General features: G+C 71.2%; 17 protein-coding genes. 7 read left to right on the forward strand and 10 right to left on the reverse strand.

Annotation, left to right across the window (positions count from 1 at the left end):
* The first annotated feature begins 110 nt into the window (after positions 1-110).
* The 3 genes from folB (at position 111) to D1J63_RS16560 (ending at position 1,664) form a co-directional block, all read left to right on the forward strand.
* Positions 111-470 carry a dihydroneopterin aldolase gene (gene folB, locus D1J63_RS16550; protein ID WP_061443299.1) on the forward strand — a complete coding sequence of 120 codons (360 nt, stop codon included), beginning with the start codon at positions 111-113 and terminating at the stop codon, positions 468-470.
* Positions 467-1,078 carry a 2-amino-4-hydroxy-6-hydroxymethyldihydropteridine diphosphokinase gene (gene folK, locus D1J63_RS16555; RefSeq protein ID WP_102929800.1) on the forward strand — a complete coding sequence of 204 codons (612 nt, stop codon included), beginning with the start codon at positions 467-469 and terminating at the stop codon, positions 1,076-1,078. The genes folB and folK overlap by 4 nt, the downstream gene beginning before the upstream one ends.
* Before the next feature lie 97 nt (positions 1,079-1,175).
* A complete protein-coding gene (locus tag D1J63_RS16560) occupies positions 1,176-1,664 on the forward strand; it encodes a DUF3180 domain-containing protein (RefSeq protein ID WP_102929799.1) in 489 nt (162 codons plus the stop codon).
* A 10-nt stretch (positions 1,665-1,674) separates the two neighbouring features.
* Here the strand turns inward: D1J63_RS16560 and D1J63_RS16565 are convergent, their stop codons facing one another.
* The 7 genes from D1J63_RS16565 to dacB all read right to left on the reverse strand — a co-directional run bounded on the left by D1J63_RS16565 (position 1,675) and on the right by dacB (position 10,566).
* On the reverse strand, positions 1,675-2,664 hold the full coding sequence (locus D1J63_RS16565) for a hypothetical protein (RefSeq protein ID WP_241235572.1): 990 nt from the start codon (positions 2,662-2,664) through the stop codon (positions 1,675-1,677).
* 68 nt (positions 2,665-2,732) lie between these two features.
* The gene (gene folE / locus D1J63_RS16570; RefSeq protein ID WP_125629566.1) at positions 2,733-3,338 is read right to left on the reverse strand and encodes a GTP cyclohydrolase I FolE; all 606 of its coding nucleotides are present in this window, start codon (positions 3,336-3,338) and stop codon (positions 2,733-2,735) included.
* Between the two features lie 132 nt (positions 3,339-3,470).
* Entirely contained in the window at positions 3,471-5,510 is a 2,040-nt protein-coding gene (gene ftsH / locus D1J63_RS16575; RefSeq protein ID WP_125629568.1) for an ATP-dependent zinc metalloprotease FtsH, read from the reverse strand.
* Positions 5,511-5,705: 195 nt separating this feature from the next.
* Positions 5,706-6,245: a hypoxanthine phosphoribosyltransferase gene (gene hpt / locus D1J63_RS16580; RefSeq protein WP_226027733.1), complete on the reverse strand. Its 540-nt coding sequence runs from the start codon at positions 6,243-6,245 to the stop codon at positions 5,706-5,708.
* Positions 6,246-6,340: 95 nt separating this feature from the next.
* A complete protein-coding gene (gene tilS / locus D1J63_RS16585; RefSeq protein WP_125629570.1) occupies positions 6,341-7,399 on the reverse strand; it encodes a tRNA lysidine(34) synthetase TilS in 1,059 nt (352 codons plus the stop codon).
* A 192-nt stretch (positions 7,400-7,591) separates the two neighbouring features.
* Positions 7,592-8,719, reverse strand: coding sequence for a zinc-dependent metalloprotease (locus D1J63_RS16590; RefSeq protein ID WP_125629572.1), 1,128 nt, complete (start codon positions 8,717-8,719; stop codon positions 7,592-7,594).
* Positions 8,720-8,898: 179 nt separating this feature from the next.
* The gene (gene dacB / locus D1J63_RS16595; protein WP_241235573.1) at positions 8,899-10,566 is read right to left on the reverse strand and encodes a D-alanyl-D-alanine carboxypeptidase/D-alanyl-D-alanine-endopeptidase; all 1,668 of its coding nucleotides are present in this window, start codon (positions 10,564-10,566) and stop codon (positions 8,899-8,901) included.
* A gap of 79 nt (positions 10,567-10,645) precedes the next feature.
* Here dacB and D1J63_RS16600 point away from each other — a divergent pair, with 79 nt between their 5' ends.
* Positions 10,646-11,137, forward strand: coding sequence for an inorganic diphosphatase (locus D1J63_RS16600; protein WP_061446956.1), 492 nt, complete (start codon positions 10,646-10,648; stop codon positions 11,135-11,137).
* Positions 11,138-11,261: 124 nt separating this feature from the next.
* Complete coding sequence (locus D1J63_RS16605) at positions 11,262-12,971, forward strand: threonine/serine exporter family protein (RefSeq protein ID WP_164712857.1); 1,710 nt, start codon at positions 11,262-11,264, stop codon at positions 12,969-12,971.
* A gap of 89 nt (positions 12,972-13,060) precedes the next feature.
* Here D1J63_RS16605 and D1J63_RS16610 read toward each other — a convergent pair whose 3' ends face one another.
* The 3 genes from D1J63_RS16610 to D1J63_RS16620 all read right to left on the reverse strand — a co-directional run bounded on the left by D1J63_RS16610 (position 13,061) and on the right by D1J63_RS16620 (position 15,435).
* Entirely contained in the window at positions 13,061-13,936 is an 876-nt protein-coding gene (locus D1J63_RS16610) for a VTT domain-containing protein (protein WP_125629576.1), read from the reverse strand.
* A 181-nt stretch (positions 13,937-14,117) separates the two neighbouring features.
* Positions 14,118-14,879, reverse strand: coding sequence for a MerR family transcriptional regulator (locus D1J63_RS16615; RefSeq protein ID WP_125629578.1), 762 nt, complete (start codon positions 14,877-14,879; stop codon positions 14,118-14,120).
* 109 nt (positions 14,880-14,988) lie between these two features.
* Complete coding sequence (locus D1J63_RS16620) at positions 14,989-15,435, reverse strand: MarR family winged helix-turn-helix transcriptional regulator (RefSeq protein WP_125629580.1); 447 nt, start codon at positions 15,433-15,435, stop codon at positions 14,989-14,991.
* A gap of 108 nt (positions 15,436-15,543) precedes the next feature.
* Between D1J63_RS16620 and D1J63_RS16625 the strand changes: the two genes are divergently transcribed.
* Together D1J63_RS16625 and D1J63_RS16630 are read left to right on the forward strand one after the other, a co-directional pair.
* Complete coding sequence (locus tag D1J63_RS16625; protein ID WP_125629582.1) at positions 15,544-16,473, forward strand: alpha/beta hydrolase; 930 nt, start codon at positions 15,544-15,546, stop codon at positions 16,471-16,473.
* 60 nt (positions 16,474-16,533) lie between these two features.
* Positions 16,534-17,961, forward strand: coding sequence for a glutamate decarboxylase (locus tag D1J63_RS16630; RefSeq protein ID WP_125629584.1), 1,428 nt, complete (start codon positions 16,534-16,536; stop codon positions 17,959-17,961).
* Positions 17,962-18,072 lie beyond the last annotated feature (111 nt).

An 18,072-nucleotide genomic window follows, 5' to 3' on the forward strand; every position in this document is an offset into this window, starting at 1 on the left:
CACCCCGCGGCCCGGCGCTGTCGGTCCCCACGGGTAGATTCGAGTGGGGCCGCCGTACCACCCGCACGTGGTGCGACCGGCCGAGACCGACGACTGCAGGAGTGATTCGCGTGGATCGTGTCGCGCTGCGCGGCCTGAAGGCCCGTGGGCACCACGGTGTGTTCCCCAAGGAGCGCGAGGACGGCCAGACCTTCCTCGTGGACATCGTCCTTGGCCTGGACACCCGCCCGGCCGCGGCCGACGACGACCTGGCGAAGACGGTGCACTACGGCATCGTGGCCGAGGAGGTCGTGGCCGTCGTCGAGGGCGAGCCGGTCGACCTCGTCGAGACCCTCGCCGAGCGCATCGCCCAGGTCTGTCTGAAGCACGAAGGGGTCGAGGAGGTCGAGGTCTGCGTCCACAAGCCGGACGCGCCGATCACCGTCCCCTTCGACGACGTGACCGTCACCATCATCCGGAGCCGTGTATGAGCGCCCCCTTCGCCAAGGGTCCGAGCGACCCGACCGTACAGCCCGTGCCCGCCTCCGTCATCGAGCAGGTCGACGCCGCGGACACCACCCTGTCCAACCCCAAACGCGCGGTGATCGCCCTCGGCGCCAACCTGGGCAACCGCCTGGAAACCCTCCAGGGCGCCATCGACGCGCTGGAGGACACTCCGGGCGTGCGCGTCAAAGGAGTCTCCCCGGTCTACGAGACCGAACCCTGGGGCGTCGCACCCGACAGCCAGCCCTCCTACTTCAACGCGGTCGTGATCCTGAAGACGACCCTGCCCCCGTCCTCGCTCCTGGAGCGGGCGCACGCGGTCGAGGAGGCCTTCCACCGGGTCCGCGACGAGCGCTGGGGCCCGCGCACCCTGGACGTCGACATCGTCGCCTACGCCGAGGTCGTCTCGGACGACCCGCAGCTCACCCTCCCCCACCCCCGCGCCCACGAACGCGCCTTCGTGCTGGCCCCCTGGCTCGACGTGGACCCCGGGGCCGCCCTGCCCGGCCGGGGCAGCGTCGCCGACCTCCTGGCCGCCGTCACCCGCGACGGCGTCGCGCCCCGCGCCGACCTGGAACTCCGGCTGCCCGAGTAGTCGTTAAGGTCGACGAGGACGACGAACACGACTGGGACGACGTGGACGGCGCGGTCGGGACGACCGCGCCGGGAAGCCGAAGGGACACCGGAACACCGTGAAAGAGCTGCGCATCAGGGTGCTGGCCGGCGTGTTCGTCGTCGCGGGGGTGCTGTCCTGGGCCGGTGCCCGCCTGTGGAACTCGGTCGGGACCCTCCCGAGCGTCCCCCTGGCCGCCCCCGTCGTCCTGGCCCTGATCGCGGTGATCCTGCTGGCCACGGCGCTCTCGATCCGCGCCCGTCTGAAGGCCCAGCGGGAGCGGGAGCCCGGCGCCAAGGGCGTCGACCCGATGATGGCGGCCCGCGCCGTCGTCTTCGGCCAGGCCAGCGCCCTGGTGGCCGCCCTCGTCGCCGGCATGTACGGCGGCACGGGCGTCTTCCTGCTGGAGTACCTCGACATCCCGGCCCGCCGCGACCAGGCCATCTACGCCGGTTCCTCGGTCGTCGCGGGCATCGGCGTCATAGCGGCCGCCCTCTTCCTGGAGCGGGTCTGCAAGCTCCCGGAGGACGAGGACGACGACCACCCGGGCGCCGCGTCGGCGGCATGAAACGCCCGGCTCACCAGGGCTGGCGGACCAAGTGTCCGTTGACCAGGAATCCGGGATGAGGGTCGAGTCGGTAGCTGTAGAGGGTGAATGGCTTGTTCACCGTGGTCCGCAGCCGCACCTCGTGGACCTGGGTCCTGCACGACTCCCGGAGTTGCAGCGGGTGCTGTTCGGATTGGAACGTGCCTCGCGCGGGCCAGCTGTCGACCACGGCCAAATGGGAGGCGAGTCCATTGGTCCGTGGAGTGAACCGCGCGCCCACTACCTGCGCCAGGTCCGAGAGAAACGGGACGTTCGCACTGACGAGCAGACGGCCGGCCCAGGCCTTGGCACGCCACCCGTCGCCATCCGCGTAGCCGTCCAGAAAACCTTCGAACGTTTCCCTGTCCCGGAGAACGACCCGGGGAAATCGCTGCCGCAGGTGGTGCGCGTCACCACCGACGTACTGCCTCAGCAAGTCGGCGAGGTACGACGACACCACACGCACACGGAAGCCTGGGACGTCCCGCTGGAGGTAACCGGACGGTCGGGTCACTGCCTCCAGACGGGCGGGCAACCCGGTGGCGGCGGTGAGACAGGCCGCGTAGCGCTCGGCGAACGCCTCGTCGTTGACCACCAGCGACACGTAGTTCTTGCCGACGGTCCCGTCCGCGCAGTTGGCTCCGATCAGGTAGCCCAGTTCGTAACCCGGTTTGACGGTCAACCGTGTGCGACAGAGCTTTCGTGCCTGGGTCCAGGCGACCACGGTCCCCGTGGCATCCTTCGCATGGACCCAGCCGTCGGGCGTACCCAGCATCTGGTCAGGTGCCACGGTGAAGCTGACGCGGTCGGTCACGACGTCCACGACTTCGCGAGCTCGGGTCGTGGCGACGGCCGTCACCGTGGTCGGGACCGTGCGCTCCCCGTCCAACATCCACAGACGGCAGCCCACTCGCACATCCCGCGCCCGCAGGCGCCCCTCGACCGCGTTCACCGTCTGTTTGCTGGGCAGCCCGTACCCCACGGCGATCCCCCTTGATCAGTGACGAACTCACTGATCAAGGACGGTATCGGGCACCACTGACAATCGGGTCAGCGCGCCAGTATCAAGCTCATTGCCTCGGCACGCGTCGTAGCGTCCCGAAGCTGACCTCGCACCGCTGACGTCGTGGTCTTGGCACCCGGCTTACGCACCCCGCGTACCGACATGCACATGTGCTCGGCCTCAATGACGACGATCACGCCCCGCGCCTCGAGAATCCGCATGAGCGAGTCGGCCACCTGCGTGGTGAGACGTTCCTGCACCTGCAGGCGACGCGCGAAGACCTCGACCAGGCGCGCGAGCTTCGACAGGCCGGTGATCTTGCCGCTCGCCGCCGGGATGTAGCCGATGTGCGCCACACCGTGGAACGGCAGCATGTGGTGCTCGCACAGGCTGACGATCTCGATGTCCTTCACCAGGACCATTTCGTCATGCCCGATGTCGAACGTCGTCGTCAGCACGTCCTCGGGCTCCTGCGCATGTCCCGCCAGAAGCTCCCGATATGCCCGCGCCACGCGCCCCGGAGTCTCCCGCAGGCCCTCGCGGTCCGGGTCCTCGCCGACCGCGATGAGCAGTTCGCGTACGGCGTTCTCGGCACGCTTCTCGTCGAACTCGCCGATCTGGCCCTCGCCGTCCAGCGTCACGGGGTCGGTCATCTGATGCCTCGTTCCTGATCCGTCCTGCGAACGGCATACGAAAATGCCGCACCCCCCAAGGCTAGAACCTGGGGGGCGCGGCATACATTCCGGGCCTGGTCGGGCCGCCGGGGCGGTCCGAGGTGGCCGGGGTCAGCTCTCCGGACGGTCCTCCGGTGCCCGCTCCGGTGCCGGGGCGGGATCCACCGTGGTGCTCTTGGTGGTGGAGATCGCCGCCGTCGCGCCGTTCGCCCCGTTCGTCAGTGCGAGCTCCTTGGGGGAGAGCACCGGCGGACGGGTCGAGGGCGTGCGCCGGGAGGAGCCGGTCCAGGCGGGCCGGGCCGGGCGCTTGACGATCTGGGCGAAGACCTCGGCGATCTCCTCCTTGCCCAGCGTCTCCTTCTCCAGCAGCGCGAGGACGAGGTTGTCGAGGACGTCGCGGTTCTCGACCAGGATCTCCCAGGCCTCGTTGTGCGCCGTCTCGATGAGCTTCTTGACCTCTTCGTCCACCAGCGCGGCGATCTCTTCCGAGTAGTCGCGCTGGTGAGCCATCTCACGGCCGAGGAACGGCTCGCTGTTGTCGCCGCCGAACTTGATCGCGCCGAGACGCTCGGTCATGCCGTACTGGGTGACCATCGCGCGGGCCAGGCCGGTGGCCTTCTCGATGTCGTTGGCCGCGCCCGTCGTCGGGTCGTGGAAGACGAGCTCCTCGGCCGCGCGGCCGCCCAGCATGTAGGCGAGCTGGTCGAGCATCTCGTTGCGCGTGGTCGAGTACTTGTCCTCGTCCGGGAGCACCATCGTGTAGCCGAGGGCCCGGCCTCTGGACAGGATCGTGATCTTGTGGACCGGGTCGGAGTTCGGTGAGGCCGCCGCGACCAGGGCGTGACCGCCCTCGTGGTACGCGGTGATCTTCTTCTCCTTGTCCGACATGATCCGGGTCCGCTTCTGCGGGCCCGCGACCACACGGTCGATCGCCTCGTCCAGCATGTGGTTGTCGACCAGCTTCTTGTCGCTGCGGGCCGTCAGCAGCGCGGCCTCGTTCAGCACGTTGGCCAGGTCGGCGCCGGTCATGCCGGGCGTACGGCGGGCGACGGCCGACAGGTCGACGTCGGGCGCGACCGGCTTGCCCTTCTGGTGGACCTTGAGGATCTCCAGACGGCCCTGCATGTCCGGGCGGTCGACGGCGATCTGCCGGTCGAAGCGGCCGGGGCGCAGCAGCGCCGGGTCGAGGATGTCGGGCCGGTTCGTCGCGGCGATGAGGATCACGCCGCCCTTGACGTCGAAGCCGTCCATCTCGACGAGCAGCTGGTTCAGCGTCTGCTCGCGCTCGTCGTGACCGCCGCCGAGGCCGGCGCCGCGGTGGCGGCCGACCGCGTCGATCTCGTCGACGAAGACGATGGCCGGGGCGTTCGCCTTGGCCTGCTCGAACAGGTCGCGCACCCGGGAGGCACCGACACCGACGAACATCTCGACGAAGTCGGAACCGGAGATCGAGTAGAACGGCACGCCGGCCTCGCCCGCGACGGCTCGCGCGAGCAGCGTCTTGCCGGTGCCGGGCGGGCCGTACAGCAGCACGCCCTTGGGGATCTTGGCGCCGACGGCCTGGAACTTGGCCGGCTCCTGGAGGAACTCCTTGATCTCGTGGAGTTCCTCGACGGCCTCGTCGGACCCGGCGACGTCGGAGAACGTCGTCTTCGGGGTGTCCTTGGTGATGAGCTTCGCCTTGGACTTGCCGAAGTTCATGACGCGGGAGCCGCCGCCCTGCATCTGGTTCATCAGGAACAGGAAGATGACCACGATGAGGACGAAGGGAAGCAGGGTGATCAGCAGTCCGACGAACGGGTTCTGCTTCGACGGCGAAACGGTGTAGCCGTCGGGGATCTGCTTGTCCTGGTACTTGTTCTGAAGTGTGTTGGCGAGGGTCACGCCCTGGTCGCCGATGTAGCTCGCCTGGATCTTCGAGCTGCCTTCGACCTTCTGGCCGTCCTTGAGCTGAACCTTGATGTTCTGCTCGTCGCCGGTGGTCAGCTTGGCCGACTCGACCCTGTTGTCGTTGATCGCCTGGACGACCTGGCCCGTGTCCACCGTCTTGTAGCCGCCGGACGAGCCCACGACCTGCATCAACACGACCACGGCAAGGACGGCCAGCACGATCCACATGATTGGCCCACGGAAGTATCGCTTCACGTCCATCCACACGGAGCGGTGTCGCCCCGTCCCTCCTGCCATAGTGAGTTTGATAAGACAGTTCTTCTGACGGTACCCCAGCGTGGCGGCCCTCAGCCGCACGGGCGGGCCGACGTCCCGTCTGCATGCTCCAACGGCGCGGGGCCCCCAGGGGTTCCCGGTGGCCCGCCGAAACGCCGTGGAGCCGGCTGCGGGGGCGCGTCAGCCGCCGTACACGTGGGGCGCGAGCGTACCGACGAACGGGAGGTTGCGGTACTTCTCGGCGTAGTCGAGGCCGTAGCCGACGACGAACTCGTTGGGGATGTCGAAGCCGACCCACTCCACGTCGATGGCGACCTTCGCGGCGTCGGGCTTGCGCAGCAGCGTGCACACCTTGAGGGAGGCGGGCTCGCGCGAGCCGAGGTTGGAGATCAGCCAGGACAGGGTCAGGCCGGAGTCGATGATGTCCTCGACGATCAGGACGTGACGGCCCTTGATGTCGGTGTCGAGGTCCTTGAGGATCCGCACCACGCCGGAGGACTGGGTGCCCGCTCCGTACGAGGACACCGCCATCCAGTCCATCGTGACGGGGGTGGACAGCGTGCGCGCCAGGTCGGCCATGACCATGACGGCGCCCTTGAGCACGCCGACGATGAGCAGGTCCTTGCCCGCGTACTCCGCGTCGATCTTCGCGGCCAGCTCGGCCAGCTTCGCGTCGATCTCTTCCTTGGTGATGAGCACCTTTTCGAGGTCGGCACCCATGTCGTTCGCGTCCACCCGCATCACTTTCGGTCGTCCCACCGGCCACTCCGGAGCGTCCCGGCGATCCGTGTGCGGATCGGTGGGAGGGTCCGGATTCAGCCTTGCCGAATCACCAGTCTGCCACCCTGTCGGCGGGCGACGACTTTGCCGGGGAGGTTGATGGCACCCTGACCGCGCCAGCCGGTGATCAGCCGGTCGACTTCCTCGATGTGGCGGGCGAACAGGGCGCCGCCGGGGGCACCGGCGTCGAGGGCGGCGCGGCGCAGGATCCGGCGGCGTACGGCGGGCGGCAGGGCGTACAGCTTGGCGCACTCCAGGACGCCGGTGGCGTCGCGGACGCCGGCCTCGGCCTGGCGGGCCCAGGTGTCGAGGGCGTCGGCGTCGTCCCGGGAGAGTTGGGCCGTACGGGCGAGGGCCTCGACGACGCCCTTGCCGAGCGCCTTCTCCAGGGCGGGCAGGCCCTCGTGGCGCAGCCGGGAGCGGGTGTAGGCGGGGTCGGCGTTGTGCGGGTCGTCCCAGACGGGGAGGGACTGGACCATGCAGGCCTTGCGGGCGGTCTGGCGGTCGACCTGGAGGAAGGGGCGCCGGTAACGGCCGCCGGCCCCCGAGACCGCGGCCATGCCCGACAGGGAGCGGATGCCGGAGCCGCGGGCGAGGCCCAGCAGGACGGTCTCGGCCTGGTCGTCGCGGGTGTGGCCGAGCAGGACGGCGGCGGCGCCGTGGCGGGCGGCGGCTTCGTCCAGCGCGGCGTAGCGGGCGTCGCGGGCGGCGGCCTCCGGTCCTCCCTCGCGGCCGACGGTCACGGCGGTGGCCTCCACGGGGTCGAGGCCCAGTTCGCGCAGGCGCAGGACGACTTCTTCGGCGCGCAGGTCGGAGCCGTGCTGCAGGCCGTGGTCGACGGTGACGCCGCCGGCGCGGATGCCGAGCCGGGGTGCCTCGAAGGCGAGGGCGGAGGCGAGCGCCATGGAGTCGGCGCCGCCGGAGCACGCCACGAGGACGAGCGGGGAGGCGGGGAGTCCGGACGCGCCCTCGGGCGTGCGTCCGGCGGCCGTCGCGGCGGGGACGCCGGCCGGTGTGTTCAGTTCGGTGAGGATGTCGTGGAGGACGCGGCGGACCGCCAGGCGTATCGCCGCGACCGCAGGATGGGGACCCATGTCCGGTGCCCTTCATGAAGTTGTCGGGGGTGAGCCCGAGGTTCGGTCACGCAGAGTGTGTAGATGGTGACAGAAACGGGCCGTTCCCCGAGCATCGCACGCCTGCCGAAGGCAAACGGTCCCTCGGACGGGTGATTGGAGGGTCGTTCGACTGCCGTCGGCCGGAATCGTTTCACGCCCCGCCCGCGGGGTTCACGCCTCCGGCTTGCGGTGCACCCGCGCGATCCAGTCCGCCGGTTTGGCGATCTCCGACTTGGTGGGGAGCGTGTTGGGCGAGGTCCAGACGCGGTTGAAGCCGTCCATGCCGCACTCGTCGACGACGGCCCGTACGAAGCGTTCGCCGTCGCGGTACTGGCGGAGCTTGGCGTCCAGGCCGAGCAGCTTGCGCAGCGCCATGTCGAGGCGGGAGGCGCCCTTGGCGCGGCGCTGCTGGAACTTCTCGCGGATCTCCCCGACGCTCGGCACGACCTCGGGTCCGACGCCGTCCATCACGTAGTCGGCGTGCCCCTCCAGGAGGGACATCACGGCGGTGAGGCGGCCGAGCACCTCCCGCTGGGCCGGGGTCTGCACAAGCTCCACGAGCGAGCGCCCGCCGTCGTCCTCCTCCGCCTCGGGGCGGCCTCCGGCGAGGGACTGGGCGGCCTCGCGGACCCGTTCGAGGACGGTCATGGGGTCGACGTCGGTCTCGGCCAGGAACGACTGGATTTCGCCCTCGAGGTGGTCGCGGAGCCAGGGCACGGCGGTGAACTGCGTGCGGTGGGTCTCCTCGTGCAGGGTCACCCACAGGCGGAAGTCGTGCGGTTCGACGTCGAGTTCGCGCTCGACGTGCACGATGTTCGGCGCGACGAGGAGGAGCCTGCCCGCGCCGTTCGCGCCGGCGGGCAGTTCGCGGGTGGCGGGGGCGAAGGTCTCGTACTGGCCGAGGACGCGGGAGGACAGGAACGACAGCAGCATGCCCAGCTCGACGCCGGTGACCTTGCCGCCGACGGCGCCGAGGACCGCGTTGCCCGGGCCGCCGCCGCGGCGCTGCTCCATCTTCTCCAGCAGGGGTTTGAGCAGCTCGCGGAAGCCGGCGACGTTCGCCCGGACCCAGCCCGGCCGGTCGACCACCAGGACGGGGGTGTCGTGGGTCTCCTCGGTGCCCATCCGGGTGAAGCCGCGGACGTGCTCCTCCGAGGACTTGGCATGGCGGCGGAGCTCCCCGACGACGGCCCTGGCCTCGTCGCGGCTCACCTCGGGGCCCGGTCGCACGAGCCGGGTCGCGGTCGCCACCGCGAGGTTCCAGTCGACCATGCCGGAATTTGCGCCGATGCTCGTCATGGGTCAACGGTACGGGAGCGCTGCCGCTGGGGGGCAGTCGTGCGGGGGGAGGCCGGTGCCGGATACCAGGTTGGCAGGGGCCGAGGTCTGTTGCATGGGCACCCGGCGTTGCAGGCCGTGCCCACCCGTTCCGCCCTGCGGAACGACTGCCCACGGCGGTGCGGATGGGCTGGCCGCAGCTACGGCGACGCCAGCGTCGTCGCTGCCCTGTCCAGAGCCGACTGCGCCGCCCAGGCGTCCGTCGTGGCGTTGGCCAGGAAGGCGAAGCCGAGGAGGTGGCCGTCGGGGGTGGTGATCGTGCCGGCGAGGGTGTTCACGCCCGTGAGGGTGCCGGTCTTGGCGCGGACGAGGCCCGCTGCGCCGTCCGTGTAACGGCCGGCCAGGGTGCCGGTGAAGTGGGCGACCGGCAGGCCGGTGAGGACGGGGCGGAGCTGGGGCCGGGAGGGGTCGGCGGCCTCGGTCAGCAGGGCGGTGAGCAGGTCGGGGGTGATCAGGTCGGTGCGGTCCAGGCCGCTTCCGTCGTGGAACCGCGCGCCGTCCACCGGCAGGCCGAGCTGCTTCAGGCGGGCCGTGATCGCGGCGCCGGCCCCGGCGAAGTCGGCGCGCTTGCCGGTCGCCACGGCGGTGTGGCGGGCCAGGGCCTCGGCGAGGTCGTTGTCGCTGTTGGTGAGCATCCGCTCGACCAGGGCCGACAGCGGGGGCGAGGAGACCGTGGCGAGGGTGGCGGCGCGGCCCGTGGCCTTGGAGGGGCCGGGGGGCGACGCGGTGATGCCGTGCTGCTTCAGGAAGCCCGCGAAGGCGCGGGCGGCGGCGTCCGCCGGGTCGGCCACGCGCGGGGCGGGGCCGCTGGTGGAGTCGTCGGTGCGGCCCTCGTCGGCCATCAGGGCGGTGACGCGGGCCAGGTTCTCGTTGACCCCGATCGGGTGCAGGTCCGTACCGGCGTAGAGCGTCGTGTCGTACGACAGCGTCACCTTGCGCACGTCGCGCTTCTTGAGGGCGGCGGCGGTCTTCTCGGCGAGGGTGCGCAGGCTTGCGAGGCCTCCCCCACTCTCGGCTTCTCCCCCACGCTCGGCTTCGCTCGCGCGGGGGGACCCCCATGAGCGGGAGGTGCCCCCATCGTCCTCGCGGGCGGTGAGGGTGGGGTCGCCGCCGCCGACCAGGACGAGTTCGCCGGTGTCGGCCTCCAGGGCGGTGCGGGTGGTGAGGCGGTGGTCGGGGCCCAGGGCGGTGAGGGCGGCGACGGCGGTGGCGATCTTGGTGGTGGAGGCGGGGGTGAGCGCGGTGCCGGAGTCGAGGCCGTACAGGCGCTTGCCGGTGGTCAGGTCGACGACAGCCGCCGCGCGGCGCTCGCCGAGCGCCGGGGCGTCCTTCAGCAGGGGGTCGAGGAGGTCCGCGAGGGCCGCCCGGTCGCCGGGGGCCGCCTTGACGCCGCCGGTGGTGGTGCCGCCCAGGCCGGCCAGTACGGGCCCGGCGCTGGGTGCGGGGCGGGGCGAACCGGGCGCCGTACCGGAGTTCCCGGGTCCGCGGCCGTGATCTGTGCCACCCGTGTGGTCCAGGGCGACGGCCCGGTCCCGCTCGGCCGTACGCTGACCCGTGGAGTCCCAGGGGCCGGCGGCGGTCACCACACCGGCGGCCAGTGCCAGCCCGGCGGTGGCGGCACCGGCGGTGTACTGCCAGGTCTTCGGCCTGGTGATCCTGGCGAGCTGCGGCGCCGTGGTCCGTGCGAACCGTGCGACCCACGGTGTGGCGGTCCGGGCAAAGCGGGTCAGACGGGGACGTACGGCACCCGCGGCCCGCGTCACCCGCGGCCCCGCGGTCCGCCACGGCCTCAGCTCCGGCACCGTCACCAGCCCCTTTCGCGATCACACGCCTGCGTGAGGGACACTTAACCACCAGAACTATGTGCTGATCATGGAGGAGCGTCCGGTGGAGTTCGACGTCACGATCGAGATCCCGAAGGGTTCGCGGAACAAGTACGAGGTGGACCACGAGACCGGTCGTATCCGCCTGGACCGCCGCCTGTTCACCTCGACCGCCTACCCGACCGACTACGGCTTCGTCGAGAACACCCTCGGCGAGGACGGCGACCCGCTGGACGCGCTGGTCATCCTGGACGAGCCGACCTTCCCGGGCTGCCTCATCCGCTGCCGCGCGATCGGCATGTTCCGGATGACGGACGAGGCCGGCGGCGACGACAAGCTGCTGTGCGTGCCGTCGACCGACCCGCGCGTGGAGCACCTGCGTGACATCCACCACGTCTCGGAGTTCGACCGCCTGGAGATCCAGCACTTCTTCGAGGTCTACAAGGACCTGGAGCCCGGCAAGTCCGTCGAGGGCGCCGACTGGGTCGGCCGCAGCGACGCCGAGGCCGAGATCGAGCGGTCCTACAAGCGCTTCAAGGACCAGGGCGGCCACTGAGCGGTTCGGCCTTCCGTAAGGCGCCCGTAACGGGCCGCACGCACACGCGTGCGGCCCGTTCGTGTTTGAGTGACCATACTGAGGTCAACAGGAGGGTGTGTCGGTACCAGGGAGCGTTGCGCAGGTGACGGAGGCGGAGGAGCCCAAGCCGCAGTCGGACGAGGCCCGCAGTGCCTTCCGGCAGCCCAGCGGCATCGCGGCGTCCATCGACGGCGAGTCGTCGACGACGTCCGAGTTCGAGATCCCGCAGGGACTCGCCGTCCAGCGGCACACCGGCTCCGAGTCCGAGACGACCTCGGAGTTCTCGCTCCCCGACGGCCTGGAGGCACCGCAGACCGTCCCCGCGGACGCCGAGGGCTCGGCGTTCAGCATGCCGAGCACGCACAGCGCGTGGACGGCGCCGACCGCCTTCACCCCGGCGAGCGGCTTCCCGGCGGTGAGCCTGACGGACGTGCCCTGGCAGGACCGGATGCGCGCCATGCTGCGCATGCCGGTGGCCGAGCGGCCCGCGCCCGAGCCCTCGCAGAAGCACGACGACGAGACCGGCCCCGCCGTGCCGCGCGTGCTCGACCTGACGCTGCGTATCGGGGAGCTGCTGCTGGCGGGCGGTGAGGGCGCCGAGGACGTGGAGGCGGCCATGTTCGCCGTCTGCCGGTCCTACGGCCTGGACCGCTGCGAGCCGAACGTCACCTTCACCCTGCTGTCGATCTCCCACCAGCCGTCCCTGGTGGACGACCCGGTGACGGCGTCGCGCACGGTGCGCCGCCGGGGCACCGACTACACCCGGCTCGCGGCCGTCTTCCACCTGGTGGACGACCTCAGCGACCCCGACACGAACATCTCCCTGGAGGAGGCCTACCGGCGCCTCGCGGAGATCCGCCGCAACCGGCACCCGTACCCCACCTGGGTGCTGACCGTGGCGAGCGGCCTGCTCGCGGGCGGCGCCTCGCTGCTCGTCGGCGGCGGGCTGACCGTGTTCTTCGCGGCGATGTTCGGCTCGATGCTCGGCGACCGGCTGGCGTGGCTGTGCGCCGGGCGTGGGCTGCCGGAGTTCTACCAGTTCGCGGTGGCCGCGATGCCGCCGGCCGCGATGGGTGTCGCGCTGACGGTGACGCACGTCGACGTGAAGGCGTCCGCGGTCATCACCGGTGGGCTGTTCGCGCTGCTGCCCGGGCGGGCGCTGGTCGCGGGGGTGCAGGACGGTCTGACCGGCTTCTACATCACGGCCGCCGCGCGTCTGCTGGAGGTCATGTACTTCTTCGTCAGCATCGTCGCCGGGGTGCTGGTGGTGCTGTACTTCGGGGTCCAGCTGGGGGCCGAGCTCAACCCGGACGCCGCGCTGGGCACCGGCGACGAACCGTTCGTGCAGATCTTCGCCTCGATGCTGCTGTCGCTGGCCTTCGCGATCCTGCTCCAGCAGGAGCGGTCGACCGTCCTCGCGGTGACCCTGAACGGCGGCGTCGCCTGGTGCGTGTTCGGCGCCATGCACTACGCCGGTGACATCTCACCGGTGGCCTCCACGGCCGCCGCGGCGGGGCTCGTGGGCCTGTTCGGGCAGCTGATGTCCCGCTACCGGTTCGCGTCGGCGCTGCCGTACACGACGGCCGCGATCGGGCCGCTGCTGCCCGGTTCGGCGACCTACTTCGGGCTGCTGGGGATCGCGCAGGGCGAGGTCGACTCGGGGCTGCTGTTCCTCTCCAACGCGGTGGCGCTGGCGATGGCCATCGCGATCGGGGTGAACCTCGGTGGGGAGATCTCCCGGCTGTTCCTGAAGGTGCCCGGCGCCGCGAGTGCCGCCGGCAGGCGGGCGGCGAAGCGTACCCGGGGGTTCTAGGGCGCCTGAGGGGGCGGGGGATACGGCACGACGGCGGGTGCGGGCACGTCGTGGTTGCCCGCGCAGTTCCCCGCGCCCCTTGGGCGCTTTCAGCGCCCCTGGTTGTACGGGTACTGGTCGCCGTACTGCTGGGGGTGGGGCTGGTCGCCGTAGCCCTGCGGGTACTGCTGGGCGTACGGCTGCTGCGGGGGCTGCTGGTACTGCTGCGGCTGCTGGTACTGCTGCTGCGGCTGGTCGTACGGGTCGACCCGGCGGAGCTGGGTCGTGGCGTCGTCCATGACCGGGTACTGCGGCTGGGGCTGGTGCTGCGGGGACACGGCGGGGGCCGGTTCCGCGGCGGCGGCGCGCTGCTTCTTCTTGCGCTCGCGCAGGTACTCGATGGCGATCGGGACGACCGAGACCACGACGATCAGGACCAGGATGGCCTCGACGTTGGTCCGGATGAACTCGATCTGGCCGAGCCAGTAGCCCGCGAGGGTGACGCCGGTGCCCCAGGCCACGCCGCCGATCACGTTGTACGTGAGGAAGGTGCGGTACTTCATGCGGCCGGCGCCCGCCACGATGGGGGCGAAGGTGCGCACGATGGGCACGAAGCGGGCCAGGACGATCGCCTTGGGGCCGTACTTGTCCATGAACTCGTGCGCCTTCTCCAGGTTCTCCTGTTTGAAGAGCTTGGAGTTGGGGCGGCTGAAGAGCTTGGGCCCGAAGAACTTGCCGATCATGTAGCCGACTTGGTCGCCGAGGACGGCGGCGGCCACGATCAGGGTGCACACCAGCCACAGCGGCTGGCTGATGAACTCACCCTGGGCGACGAACAGGCCCGCGGTGAACAGCAGCGAGTCGCCGGGCAGGAACGCGAAGAGTCCTGACTCGGCGAAGACGATGAGCAGGATGCCCGGCAGACTGAACGTCTCGATCAGATAGTCCGGGCTGATCCACTCGGGACCGAGCGCAAGGGTGGTCACGGGATGTGGCTCCTGCTGCTGGGGGGAGGCGGGCGGGACCTGGCTGCCCAAACGTACAACGCAGCCGCGGTGTCCCAGGTTCCACGGGGTTCCCCGGGGTGCGCTGTGATGTACCCCGGGGAAACCTGAGGACCATGGGAAGTGAAGAATACGGCGGCGGCCAGGGCCCGCACCCCGACCCTCAGGGGGTGTGCCGGACGGCGTTGGCGAGGATCGCGTCGCGCATGTAGGCGGCGAGGCCCGGCTTGGCGGCGTCGATGTTTCGCGTGAAACGTTCGTCCGATACGTACATCTCGCCCAGGCAGGTGTGCATCTCGTATCCGCAGTCGTAGTGGTTGCGGGCGATGCCCTGCCGGTGGTCCTCGGCGGCGTCCATGGCCCCCTCGGAGTCGGCGGGCTCGCCGGCCTCCATCAGGGCGACGAAGCGCCGGGTCAGCTCGTCGGCCTCGTCCTGGATGCGCTGCCAGTCCTCCTTGGTGTAGGTGGCGGTCTTCTCCTTGGACTGGCGGTAGGCGTCGGTGTCGCCCCAGCGCTCCTTGACCTCCTCCTCGTACTGGTCGGGGTCGAAGTCGCCGAAGACCTCGAACTTCTCCTCCGGCGTGAGGTTGATTCCCATGCTGCGTGCCTCCATGGCCTGCTCCACGGCCGCCGCCATCTTCTGCAGCTTCTCGATCCGGGCGGACAGCAGCTCGTGCTGGCGGCGCAGGTGCGCGCGCGGGTCCGCGGCCGGGTCATCGAGCAGGGCGGCGACCTCGTCGAGCGGGAAGCCCAGCTCCCGGTAGAACAGGATCTGCTGCAGCCGGTCGAGGTCGGCGTCGCTGTAGCGCCGGTGGCCCGCGTGGCTGCGCTCGCCGGGTGCGAGCAGGCCGATGTCGTCGTAGTGGTGCAGCGTGCGCACCGTCACTCCGGCGAAGCCGGCCACCTGTCCCACGGAGTAGCTCACTTCCGCTCCCTTCTCTGACGCCGTCCACGCTGCCGCCTCACGTGACGTGAGGTGCAAGCCGGGACGTTCCGCGCGCCGCGCCGTGCGCCACCGCGCGCCGTCGGCTCCCTCAGCCCGGGCGGCCGTGGGAGCCCTCCTCGAGATGCGCGCGCAGGACGGCCAGGGTCGAGGCGATGCGCTCCAGATCGTCGGGAGGAACCACCTCGGTCAGCGAGGCAAGGGCGCTCTCGACCACCGGGCGGGAAGCCGTCAACCGCCGATCACCCTCGGGGGTCAGGCGGAGCACGGACGAGCGGCGGTCCTGGGGGTTCACGGCCCGCACGCACCAGCCCGCGGCGACCAGCCGGTCGACCGCCTTGCTGACGGCCCCCACGGTGATCGCCAGTTCGCCGACGATGTCGAGCACGCGGCACCCCGGCACGCGGTCGATGATCTCCAGAAACTCGAACTGTCCCAGGCTCACCCCCTGTTCGGCCCGCAGCCGGGCGCTCACCGCGTTGTAGAGACGGGTCTCGACCCGGACCAGATCGACGAAGGCCGGGGTGATGTGGCTCACAAAACCTCCAGTAGATTCCCAGGAATCATATTCCTCGGAATACGGTTGGCCCCGTACAGATGGATTCCCAGGAATCCATTCTCGCACGCCGACCCATGGAGGCCCCGCATGTCCCGACAGCAGCGCGACGCCCTGGACGCCTTGCTCCGTTCCGCCCCTCGCGCCGAGACACCGCCCACCCCCGAAGAGCAGCGCGAGGGTTTCGCCGCGGCCCTCACCCGCCCCGCGCCGGACGGGGTGGTCAGCCGCAGGACCGTCCTGGGCGGGCGGCCGGCCCTGGAGCTGGACCCGGACACGGCCTCCGGCCCCGGCCGGCTGCTCTACCTGCACGGCGGCGGCTACGTCGTCGGCTCACCGGACACCCACGCGGGGCTGGCCGGCGAACTGGCCCGCCGCGCCGGGCTGCGCGCGGTGTCGGTGGACTACCGGCTGGCACCCGAGCACCCCTTCCCCGCGGCCGTGGACGACGGGCTCGCCGCCTACCGCGAGCTGCTGTCGACGGGTACCGACCCACGGGACCTCGTCCTGGCCGGTGACTCCGCGGGTGGCGGCCTGGGCATAGCCACACTGCTCGCGGCCAGGGAAGCAGGGCTGCCGCAGCCCGCCGCCGTGGCCCTCTTCTCCCCTTGGGCCGACCTCACCCTCACCGGAGGGAGCATCCGTTCCAAGGAGGGCGCCGACCCCATCTTCACCGAGGCCGACGTGCGCGCGTACGCCGATCTCTACGTCGGTGCGGGCGACCGGGCGGCCCCCCTGGCCAGCCCGGTCTTCGCCGACCTCGCCGGACTGCCCCCACTGCTCGTGCAGGCCGGCGCGAACGAGGTGCTGCTCGACGACGCGGTCCGGCTGGCCGGCCGCGCGGGCGCCGACGACGTCGAGGTCACACTCGAAGTCGGCCCCGGCCTCCCCCACGTCTACCAACTCCACTACGGCCGCCTCGAGGAGGCGGACGCCGCACTCGACCGCGCCGCCCGCTTCCTCACCGCCCACCTGGGTGCCGGGCGCCCGGACGCCGACCGTCTCGCACCGGTCCGCTGAAGGTCCGGCACGATGCCGTCCCGGATGCGGGGCACGGGGCCCGGGCCTACCGTCGGTCGCATGTCACTGCACCAGGGGCCCCGCCCGTCCCACGACGGCGATCACGACCGGCGCCGGCTCGCCGTGAACCCCTTCCACGCGGCGGCGAACCCGCTCGGCGGCATGACCGAGGCCCCGCCCGCCCACCGGCTGCCCGACTCCCCGCTGCCGCCGGAGACCGCGTACCGCCTGGTCCACGACGAGCTGATGCTCGACGGCAACGCGCGGCTCAACCTGGCCACCTTCGTCACCACCTGGATGGAGCCGCAGGCCGGGGTGCTGATGAGCGAGTGCCGGGACAAGAACATGATCGACAAGGACGAGTACCCGCGCACCGCCGAGCTGGAGCGGCGCTGCGTGGCGATGCTCGCCGACCTGTGGCACGCGCCCGACCCGGCGGCGGCCGTGGGCTGCTCGACGACCGGGTCGAGCGAGGCGTGCATGCTGGCCGGGATGGCGCTGAAGCGGCGCTGGGCGCTGCGCAACGCCGACCGCTACCCGGCGAAGGACGTGCGGCCCAATCTCGTCATGGGCGTGAACGTGCAGGTCTGCTGGGAGAAGTTCTGCAACTTCTGGGAGGTGGAGGCCCGGCAGGTCCCGATGGAGGGCGAGCGCTTCCACCTGGACCCGCAGGCCGCCGCCGAGCTGTGCGACGAGAACACCATCGGGGTCGTCGGCATCCTCGGCTCGACCTTCGACGGCTCCTACGAGCCGATCGCCGACCTGTGCGCGGCCCTGGACGCCCTCCAGGAGCGCACCGGCCTCGACGTCCCGGTGCACGTCGACGGGGCCTCCGGCGGCATGGTCGCGCCCTTCCTGGACGAGGACCTGGTGTGGGACTTCCGGCTGCCCCGCGTCGCCTCGATCAACACCTCGGGACACAAGTACGGGCTGGTCTACCCCGGGGTCGGCTGGGCGCTGTGGCGGGACTCGGCGGCCCTTCCGGAGGAGCTGGTGTTCCGCGTGAACTACCTGGGCGGCGACATGCCGACCTTCGCGCTGAACTTCTCCCGGCCGGGCGCCCAGGTGGCGGCGCAGTACTACACGTTCCTGCGGCTGGGGCGCGAGGGCTACCGGGCCGTGCAGCAGAACGCCCGGGACATCGCGGGCTCGCTCGCGCAGCGGGTCGCGGCGCTGGGCGACTTCCGGTTGCTGACGCGCGGCGACCAGCTGCCGGTGTTCGCCTTCACGACGGCGGACGACGTGACGGCGTACGACGTCTTCGACGTGTCCCGGCGGCTGCGGGAGGGCGGCTGGCTGGTGCCCGCGTACACCTTCCCGCCGCACCGCGAGGACCTGTCGGTGCTGCGGGTGGTGTGCCGCAACGGTTTCTCGGCGGACATGGCCGATCTGCTCCTGGCCGACCTGGAACGGCTGCTGCCGGAGCTGCGCCGCCAGCCGCACCCGCTGACCCGGGACAAGGGGGCGGCGACCGGGTTCCACCACTGACCCCGGTCCCGTCTCGACGGTGGTCGCCGGTTCCTCGACCGCGCCGCCCGCTTCGTCACCGCCCTGCCCGGCACCGGGCGCCCCGCCCGCCCGTGAGCCGGGTGCCGGGGT

This window comes from Streptomyces sp. KPB2, from assembly GCF_003950055.1.
Lineage (GTDB): Bacteria > Actinomycetota > Actinomycetes > Streptomycetales > Streptomycetaceae > Streptomyces > Streptomyces salinarius.

What these genes read in the sequence shown, in the direction of transcription:
- D1J63_RS16630 (WP_125629584.1), top strand. Translation starts at nt 16,534, where the DNA reads ATGTCACTGCACCAGGGGCCCCGCCCGTCCCACGACGGCGATCACGAC.
- folK (WP_102929800.1), top strand. Translation starts at nt 467, where the DNA reads ATGAGCGCCCCCTTCGCCAAGGGTCCGAGCGACCCGACCGTACAGCCC.
- folE (WP_125629566.1), bottom strand. Translation starts at nt 3,338, where the DNA reads ATGACCGACCCCGTGACGCTGGACGGCGAGGGCCAGATCGGCGAGTTC.
- hpt (WP_226027733.1), bottom strand. Translation starts at nt 6,245, where the DNA reads ATGGGTGCCGACCTCGAAAAGGTGCTCATCACCAAGGAAGAGATCGAC.
- D1J63_RS16625 (WP_125629582.1), top strand. Translation starts at nt 15,544, where the DNA reads ATGTCCCGACAGCAGCGCGACGCCCTGGACGCCTTGCTCCGTTCCGCC.
- D1J63_RS16590 (WP_125629572.1), bottom strand. Translation starts at nt 8,719, where the DNA reads ATGACGAGCATCGGCGCAAATTCCGGCATGGTCGACTGGAACCTCGCG.
- ftsH (WP_125629568.1), bottom strand. Translation starts at nt 5,510, where the DNA reads ATGGACGTGAAGCGATACTTCCGTGGGCCAATCATGTGGATCGTGCTG.
- tilS (WP_125629570.1), bottom strand. Translation starts at nt 7,399, where the DNA reads ATGGGTCCCCATCCTGCGGTCGCGGCGATACGCCTGGCGGTCCGCCGC.